1 rRNA gene is annotated in these 566 nt (G+C 54.6%); it reads right to left on the reverse strand.

Annotated elements, in window-relative coordinates:
- Positions 1-400, reverse strand: a 16S ribosomal RNA gene (locus CEY15_RS17690); the annotation flags it as partial.
- Between the last annotated feature and the right edge of the window lie 166 nt (positions 401-566).

Raw genomic sequence — 566 nt, forward strand, 5'->3', positions numbered from 1 at the left:
CCACGCGGCGTCGCTGCGTCAGGCTTCCGCCCATTGCGCAATATTCCCCACTGCTGCCTCCCGTAGGAGTCTGGGCCGTGTCTCAGTCCCAGTGTGGCCGATCACCCTCTCAGGCCGGCTACCCGTCGTCGCCTTGGTAGGCCATTACCCCACCAACAAGCTGATAGGCCGCGGACTCATCCTGCACCGAAAAACTTTCCAACCCCCACCATGCGGCAGGAGCTCATATCCGGTATTAGACCCGGTTTCCCAGGCTTATCCCGAAGTGCAGGGCAGATTACCCACGTGTTACTCACCCGTTCGCCACTCGTGTACCCCCGAAAGGGCCTTACCGTTCGACTTGCATGTGTTAAGCACGCCGCCAGCGTTCGTCCTGAGCCAGGATCAAACTCTCCATAAAAGCTTCTCAGCACTACAAAAAGCACAATCCAAGCAAAAAACAAACCAAAAAACTGGCTGTTTCCAAAAACGCGACCCCCACGACAGGGATGTGAAAGGGTCGCAACCAAACAAAAAATTTGGCACTATCACAAACAAAACACACTGTTGAGTTCTCAAACAACACC

It is taken from the genome of Dietzia natronolimnaea (assembly GCF_002289575.1).
Taxonomy (GTDB): domain Bacteria; phylum Actinomycetota; class Actinomycetes; order Mycobacteriales; family Mycobacteriaceae; genus Dietzia; species Dietzia natronolimnaea_A.